Genomic DNA, 7147 nt, shown 5'->3' on the forward strand with positions numbered 1-7147 from the left:
CGCATATTCACCGCTGACCTGATACGCATAGGTCGGCGCGCCGAACTCGCGTTTTACGCGGCTGCAAATATCAAGATAGGGCATGCCGGGTTTAACCATGACCATATCCGCACCCTCAGAAAGGTCACGCTGGATAAGGCGCATGGCTTCGTCCGAATTGGCAGGGTCCATTTGATAGGTTTTCTTGTCACCTGTCAGAGCGCCAGAAGCACCGACCGCATCGCGGAACGGGCCATAATACCCAGAGGCGTATTTGGCAGCATAACTCAGGATCATCACGTTCTGATGTCCTTCGGATTCCAGCGCGGTGCGCATTGCGCCAATGCGTCCGTCCATCATATCCGACGGGCCGATAATATCTGCTCCGGCCTCGGCTTGTGCCAGCGTCATTCTGACAAGCGCTTCGACTGTGCGGTCATTGACGATTTCACCATTCACGACAAAACCGTCGTGCCCGTTGATGTTGTAGGGGTCCAATGCGACATCTGTCATCACCGCTATATCGGGCGCTGCATCTTTAATTGCGCGCGTCGCACGATTGCTCAGATTGTCAGGGTTCCACGCCTCGGCGCAGTCTTCCGTCTTGAGGCTGGCATCGGTGTAGGGAAAGAGACAGACCGCTGGAATTCCAAGGCTTTGCGCATGTTTCGCGGCCTGAGCGATCTTATCAACTGAGCGCCGCACAACGCCGGGCATTGAGGCGACCGGTTCTTCGATGTCCTTGCCTGCGCGCACAAAAATCGGCCAGATCAGATCGGATGGCGTCAGTGTGTTTTCTCGCGTCAGGGCCCGCAAAGCTGCTGTGCTGCGGGCACGGCGAAATCGGGCAGCGGGAAAGGGCGCAACGGTGCGGGTCATGGCGGGCCTCATGGCAGTTTTGTCTCGCCCTGAACCTGCCATGCGCGGGGCATTAGAACAAGGCTGGGAATTGCCGCAAAGGCCCGTTATAGAGCGCCACAGACATAATATGCGATTGAGCGAGTCAATTTGACCCTAACAGATGCCCTTTTTGAGCTCATTGATATGCGCTCTTTCTCGAACCTTTGGTTTTGGATCGCTTTGGCCGTGATGTGGTCTTCTGCGTCCCATTGGATTTTGGGCGTGCCCTATGATCTGGTGCTGCGCGCGCGCCGTCATGGTGGTGATGCGGTGACTGACATGGAAGATCTGGTGCGCATCAACGTAACGCGGCTTTTGTATATCGGGCGCATGTCCGGGCTTTGGTTGGCCGGGCTGACCTGTTTTTTGCTAACAGGGCTTGGCATTCTTGGCTTTTTCTATTGGGTTGAATTCGCGCAAGCGGTGTTTCTGCTGTTGGCACCTATGACCCTTGTCGGCTTGCTTAGCCTTAACACGGCGCGGCTTATACAGGATACGGCAGCTTCGGGCGAAGCGCTTTACAAGCGTTTGTTTCGCCACCGTATTTTCGTGCAGATCATCGGAATGATCTCGATTTTCATCACGGCGATGTGGGGAATGTACACCAATCTGGCACTTGGCCCCTTTGGCCTTTGAGACGCACGGCCCAAGGAACGATCCCTACTTATGAGTAATGCTAAGCATATCACCGTTTCTGGTGCGCCAGAGGGCTTTGATGCCCGTCTGATCCTGAATGAGTTAGAGGCAGGCAGCGGTCCCGTGTGTCACATTGCGCGCGATGACAAGCGTATGGTGGCAATGCAGGATGCTTTGCGTTTCTTCGCGCCTGACATGCCTGTTCTGGTGTTCCCGGGCTGGGATTGCTTGCCCTATGATCGCGTATCGCCCAATGCGGATATTTCTGCCGCGCGTATGGCCACATTGGCGGCCTTGGTGCACGCGATGCCAGAGCGGTTTATCCTGCTTACCACGCTTGGCGGCGCAACGCAGCGCCTGCCGGCGCGGACGGTCCTGCGCGAAGCTGCGTTCAGTGCGCAGGTCGGCGGGCGTGTGGATGAAAAGGCGCTGCGTCATTTTCTGGTGCGTATGGGTTTTGTCCAAAGTCCGACAGTGATGGAACCGGGCGATTATGCTGTGCGCGGCGGGATCATTGATATCTTCCCACCGGGTGAGCTTGGGCCGATCCGCCTTGATTTGTTCGGCGATGTTCTGGACGGTGCACGCCGCTTTGATCCGGCAACACAGCGCACAACGCAAAAGCTGGACAACATCGAACTCGCGCCTGTGTCTGAGGTCATCCTCGATGAGGAGGCGATCACCCGTTTCCGCCAGAACTACCGTATCGAATTCGGTGCGGCTGGTACGGATGATCCCTTGTATGAAGCGGTCAGTGCAGGGCGCAAACACCAAGGCGTTGAGCATTGGTTGCCGTTCTTTCATGAAAAGCTCGAGACGCTCTTTGATTATCTGCCTAAGGCAACGATCACCTGTGATGATGCCCTGACAGCAGCGCGCATTGCCCGTTGGGAGAGCGTGGAAGATCAATATGAAACCCGCAAGATCGCGATGAGCGCGAAGAAGCGGATGGATTCGGTTTATAAACCCGCGCCAGCAAAACTGCTCTATCTGGATGAGGCGGCTTGGGACGCGGCGATTTCCAATCATCGCGTTGTCCAGTTCAGCGCGTTGCCGCAGGCGACGGGTTTGGGTGTGACCGACGCTGGCGGGCGTATTGGCCGCAACTTTTCGCCAGAACGCCAACAGGAAAGCATAAGTCTTTTCGGTGCCTTAGCTGCACATATTCGCATAAAAATGGCGCAGGGACCTGTTGTCGTGGCGTCCTATTCCGAAGGCGCGCGCGAGCGTCTTTCGGGATTGATCGAAGACGAAGGTCTGGCCGAAACGATCCAGATCCGCGACGCCAAAGGGGTTACGAAGCACGGTTTGCATCTGGCGGTTTGGGCGCTGGAGCATGGCTTTGAAAGCCCTGATCTGACGGTCATTTCCGAGCAGGACGTTCTTGGCGATCGTTTGATCCGTAGTGCAAAGAAACGCCGCAAGGCCGAAAACTTCCTTACCGAAACCCAAAGCCTCAATCCCGGTGATTTGGTCGTGCATGTGGATCACGGGATCGGACGGTATCAGGGCCTTGAGGTGATTACAGCCGCTGGTGCGGCGCATGAGTGTATTCTGCTCGATTACGCCGAAAGCGCGCGGCTTTATTTGCCTGTCGAGAACATCGAGTTGCTTAGCAAATATGGTCACGAAGAGGGCTTGCTTGATCGCCTTGGCGGCGGTGCATGGCAGGCGAAAAAGGCCAAGCTGAAAGAGCGCATTCGCGAGATGGCGGATAAATTGATCCGTGTCGCAGCCGAACGCGCACTGCGCCGCGCGCCGATCATGGAGCCACCACCCGGCATGTGGGATGCGTTCTCTGCACGTTTTCCTTATCAGGAGACGGACGATCAACTGAGTGCCATTGGCGATGTTCTGGCGGATATGGGATCAGGCCAGCCAATGGATCGTTTGATTTGCGGTGATGTGGGCTTTGGCAAGACAGAAGTCGCGATGCGCGCGGCATTCATCGCGGCGATGTCGGGTGTTCAGGTCGCGATCATTGCGCCGACGACTTTGCTGGCGCGCCAACACTACAAGAGTTTTGCCGAGCGTTTTCGCGGTTTTCCAATTGAAGTCAGACCCTTGTCCCGTTTTGTTACTGCGAAAAATGCGGAAGAAACGCGTAAAGATATGGCCTCTGGCGCGGTGGATATTGTTGTCGGCACCCATGCTTTGCTGGCCAAGAACACAAAGTTCAACAACCTTGGTCTGTTGATTATCGACGAAGAGCAGCATTTTGGCGTGGGGCATAAAGAGCGATTGAAGCAGATGCGCACGGATATTCACGTGCTGACCCTGACAGCCACGCCGATCCCGCGCACCTTGCAGCTGTCTTTGTCCGGTGTGCGCGATCTGTCGATCATTGGCACGCCGCCGGTCGATCGTTTGGCAATCCGCACCTATGTCAGTGAATTTGACGCCATTACCCTGCGCGAGGCGTTGCTGCGCGAGCATTATCGCGGGGGGCAATCCTTCTATGTGGTGCCGCGTATTTCCGACCTTCCAGAGATTGAAACCTTCCTCAAAGAACAATTGCCCGAACTCACCTATATGGTTGCGCATGGGCAAATGGCGGCGGGCGAACTTGATGATCGCATGAACGCGTTCTACGACGGGAAATACGATATTCTGCTGGCTACGACGATTGTGGAAAGCGGGCTGGATATCCCGACTGCGAACACGATGATCGTGCACCGCGCCGATATGTTCGGCCTTGCGCAGCTTTATCAAATTCGTGGCCGTGTCGGACGCTCAAAGACCCGTGCCTATGCTTATCTCACAACGAAGCCACGCACGAAACTGACCACAACGGCCGAGAAACGTTTGCGCGTTTTAGGGTCATTGGACACGCTTGGGGCAGGGTTCACGCTTGCCTCGCAAGATCTGGATATTCGCGGGGCCGGTAATCTGCTGGGCGAAGAGCAATCCGGTCAAATGCGCGATGTGGGCTATGAACTTTATCAATCCATGCTGGAAGAGGCGATTGCCAAGATCCGTTCGGGTGAACTGCAAGGCTTGAGCGAAGACGACGGGCAATGGGCACCGCAGATCAATCTAGGTGTGCCTGTTCTTATTCCCGAGGCATTCGTGCCAGACTTGGATGTGCGCCTTGGGCTTTACCGCCGTTTGTCATCCTTGACGACAAAGGTTGAATTGGAAGGCTTTGCCGCTGAATTGATCGACCGTTTTGGCAAACTGCCCAAAGAGGTGAACACGCTCTTGCTGGTCGTTCGGATCAAAGCGATGTGCAAGAAGGCAGGTATTGCCAAGCTGGATGCAGGTCCCAAAGGCGCGACTGTGCAGTTCCATAATGACAAGTTTGCCTCGCCCGAGGGTTTGGTGAACTTCATTCAGGGCGAGCGCGGGTTGGCCAAGGTGCGTGACAACAAGATCGTGGTGCGCCGCGATTGGAAAAACGACGTGGATAAGATCAAGGGCGCCTTCGCGATTGCGCGCGATCTGGCTGAACAAGCGGGCGCGATCAAGAAACGCGCGGGGTAAATCGCTTTAGAAATGGATCTGGCCCTAGCGCGTGAACCATTCTTTGATTTTGGGTGCCAGCCATTGCCATAAGGCAGGCGCGCCGCGCGCGATTTTTGAGCCGACACGGGTTTCAACGGTTTCGTAGCTGACACCGTAATCCGTCCAGCTGCCGCCATTTGCCATCAGGTTCTGGTTCGGGGGCTGAAAGCGATCCAGTGATTTGGCGAAAATCGCATCAGGGCTTTGTGCGGCTTCGAATTCTTCCCAGAGCGCGCGAAGGTCCTGGCCTTGATCGTTGGGCAAAAGACCGAATATTCGGTCTGCCGCTTTGGCTTCATCCGCTTCCATCGCCGCAATGTCATGATCGCCGAAAATTGGTGCATCGCCTGCATCGATTTCGACCAGATCATGTAACAAAAGCATCTTGATGACGCGGTTGATATCAACGCCAACCGGGGCATGTTCGCCCAAGACCAACGCGTATAACGCGATATGCCAGCTGTGTTCGCCCGAATTTTCACGGCGCGAGCCATCGCAAAGCGTTGTGGCGCGGATCACCGATTTCAGCTTGTCCGCTTCATTCAGGAATGCCATTTGCGCATCGAGGCGCTTGTTCATTCCTTGTCCAGCTTGGCGGCTGCTGCGTTAATCCGATCATTCAGCATCTGCCGTCCGCGTATCAGCGCCATGCGCACGCGCGCGGCGGTCATGAATGCTTCCTCGGCAGTGGTCGAGGAAGAGGCGAGCTGATTGCCGATATCAACAACCAGTTCTTCATCACCAAGAGCCGTTGCAGCTTCAATCGCGTCCTTGGCCAGATCGTCGGCCAGTTTATCAATGATCGCACTCATTTGCGGCGTCCTTTAGCGTGTTGTCTCCGTCAGGCGGCGCTTCACATAGGTGGAGACATTGCCGATCATCATATCCATTTGCTCTTCTTCGGAAAAGAAGTGGCCAGAGCCTTCAAGTTCCTGATGGGTGACGGTGATGCCTTTTTGCTCGTGCAGTTTATTCACAAGCGTGACGGTGTCAGCAGGCGGTGCCACGCGATCTGCGGTGCCGTTGATGATAAGACCTGACGCGGGGCAGGGTGCAAGGAAGCTGAAGTCGTACATGTTCGCAGGCGGGCTAACCGAGATGAAACCTGTGATCTCGGGGCGGCGCATCAAAAGCTGCATGCCGATCCACGCGCCAAAGCTGAAGCCCGCGACCCAGCAATGTTTGGAGTTGTTGTTCATCGATTGCAGGTAATCGAGCGCAGAAGCCGCATCGGACAGCTCGCCAATGCCTTGATCGTATTCGCCCTGGCTGCGACCGACACCGCGGAAGTTGAATCGCAGAACCGTGAAGCCCATGTTATAAAAGGCATAGTGAAGGTTATAGACGACCTTGTTGTTCATCGTCCCGCCGAATTGTGGATGTGGATGCAGCACGATAGCAATCGGTGCGTCCTTTTCCTTTTGCGGGTGATAGCGGCCTTCGAGGCGACCTTCGGGACCTGGGAAAATGACCTCGGGCATATGCGTAAACTCCTGCGGAAAGTGCTGCTACAATTCTTGACGAATTTGCTCGGACACTTTAGAACCATTCTAAGCTGAGCTGGGCCCGGCCTTTGCATGCAGATAGGCAATGCTGGTGCGAAGGTCAATCTAATCAGCGACTTTGCCTATATTTGGGCGCGGGTTTTGCAAACTTACTACGGGGCAACACAATGAAGCTGTCGACAAAAGGGCGTTATGCGATGGTGGCGCTTACCGATATCGCGCTTCAGCGTGGCGATGGATTGGTAACGCTTGGTGATATTTCCCGCCGGCAAGATATATCCTTGCCTTACCTTGAGCAGCTGTTTGTCAAGCTGCGCCGCGCAGAACTGGTCGAATCCGTGCGTGGGCCGGGTGGCGGGTATCGTCTTGCCAAGGCCCCGTCCGACATTCGTGTGTTGGATGTTCTTGGCGCTGTCGATGAAACCGTGGATGCGATGCACAAGGGGGCGGGCGCCTCTGGTGGCAGTTCGGGTAGTCGCGCGCAGAGCATGACAAACCGTCTGTGGGAAGGGTTAAGCGCGAATGTCTATGTTTACCTTCACCAGACACGTCTGTCGGATGTGGTAACCAACGGCCTTGCACCGTGCCCTGCGGTGCCTTCGCTGTTTGATATTGTGGATGAA

7 protein-coding genes are annotated in these 7147 nt (G+C 55.6%); 3 read left to right on the plus strand and 4 right to left on the minus strand.

Annotated features, from left to right (window positions below; translation table 11 throughout):
* On the minus strand, positions 1 to 858 hold an 858-nt coding region (hemB, locus tag WBC85_RS03185; RefSeq protein WP_424433229.1), incomplete at its 3' end, for a porphobilinogen synthase.
* A gap of 165 nt (positions 859 to 1023) precedes the next feature.
* Between hemB and WBC85_RS03190 the strand changes: the two genes are divergently transcribed.
* Positions 1024 to 1515, plus strand: a complete 492-nt coding sequence (locus tag WBC85_RS03190) for a component of SufBCD complex (protein ID WP_424433235.1) — start codon at positions 1024 to 1026, stop codon at positions 1513 to 1515.
* Between the two features lie 30 nt (positions 1516 to 1545).
* Entirely contained in the window at positions 1546 to 4998 is a 3453-nt protein-coding gene (gene mfd, locus WBC85_RS03195) for a transcription-repair coupling factor (protein ID WP_424433230.1), read from the plus strand.
* Positions 4999 to 5022: 24 nt separating this feature from the next.
* Here mfd and WBC85_RS03200 read toward each other — a convergent pair whose 3' ends face one another.
* The 3 genes from WBC85_RS03200 to WBC85_RS03210 are packed head-to-tail and all read right to left on the minus strand — an operon-like array spanning position 5023 to position 6500.
* Positions 5023 to 5598 carry an HD domain-containing protein gene (locus WBC85_RS03200; RefSeq protein WP_424433231.1) on the minus strand — a complete coding sequence of 192 codons (576 nt, stop codon included), beginning with the start codon at positions 5596 to 5598 and terminating at the stop codon, positions 5023 to 5025.
* Positions 5595 to 5831 (minus strand): hypothetical protein, encoded by a 237-nt coding sequence (locus WBC85_RS03205; protein ID WP_424433232.1) that lies wholly within the window; start codon positions 5829 to 5831, stop codon positions 5595 to 5597. Before WBC85_RS03205 ends, WBC85_RS03200 begins: the two co-directional genes overlap by 4 nt.
* Before the next feature lie 12 nt (positions 5832 to 5843).
* The gene (locus WBC85_RS03210; RefSeq protein ID WP_424433233.1) at positions 5844 to 6500 is read right to left on the minus strand and encodes an alpha/beta hydrolase; all 657 of its coding nucleotides are present in this window, start codon (positions 6498 to 6500) and stop codon (positions 5844 to 5846) included.
* 191 nt (positions 6501 to 6691) lie between these two features.
* On the opposite strand from WBC85_RS03210, the gene WBC85_RS03215 reads away from it, so the two are divergent.
* A partial coding sequence (locus tag WBC85_RS03215; protein ID WP_424433234.1) for an Rrf2 family transcriptional regulator occupies positions 6692 to 7147 on the plus strand: 456 nt, incomplete at its 3' end.

The organism is Planktotalea sp. (assembly GCF_049680325.1).
Classification (GTDB): domain Bacteria; phylum Pseudomonadota; class Alphaproteobacteria; order Rhodobacterales; family Rhodobacteraceae; genus Planktotalea.

Excerpts from the sequence above, each read along its gene's own strand:
- WBC85_RS03190 (WP_424433235.1), top strand. The coding sequence starts at position 1,024 with ATGCGCTCTTTCTCGAACCTTTGGTTTTGGATCGCTTTGGCCGTGATG.
- mfd (WP_424433230.1), top strand. The coding sequence starts at position 1,546 with ATGAGTAATGCTAAGCATATCACCGTTTCTGGTGCGCCAGAGGGCTTT.
- WBC85_RS03200 (WP_424433231.1), bottom strand. The coding sequence starts at position 5,598 with ATGAACAAGCGCCTCGATGCGCAAATGGCATTCCTGAATGAAGCGGAC.
- WBC85_RS03205 (WP_424433232.1), bottom strand. The coding sequence starts at position 5,831 with ATGAGTGCGATCATTGATAAACTGGCCGACGATCTGGCCAAGGACGCG.
- WBC85_RS03210 (WP_424433233.1), bottom strand. The coding sequence starts at position 6,500 with ATGCCCGAGGTCATTTTCCCAGGTCCCGAAGGTCGCCTCGAAGGCCGC.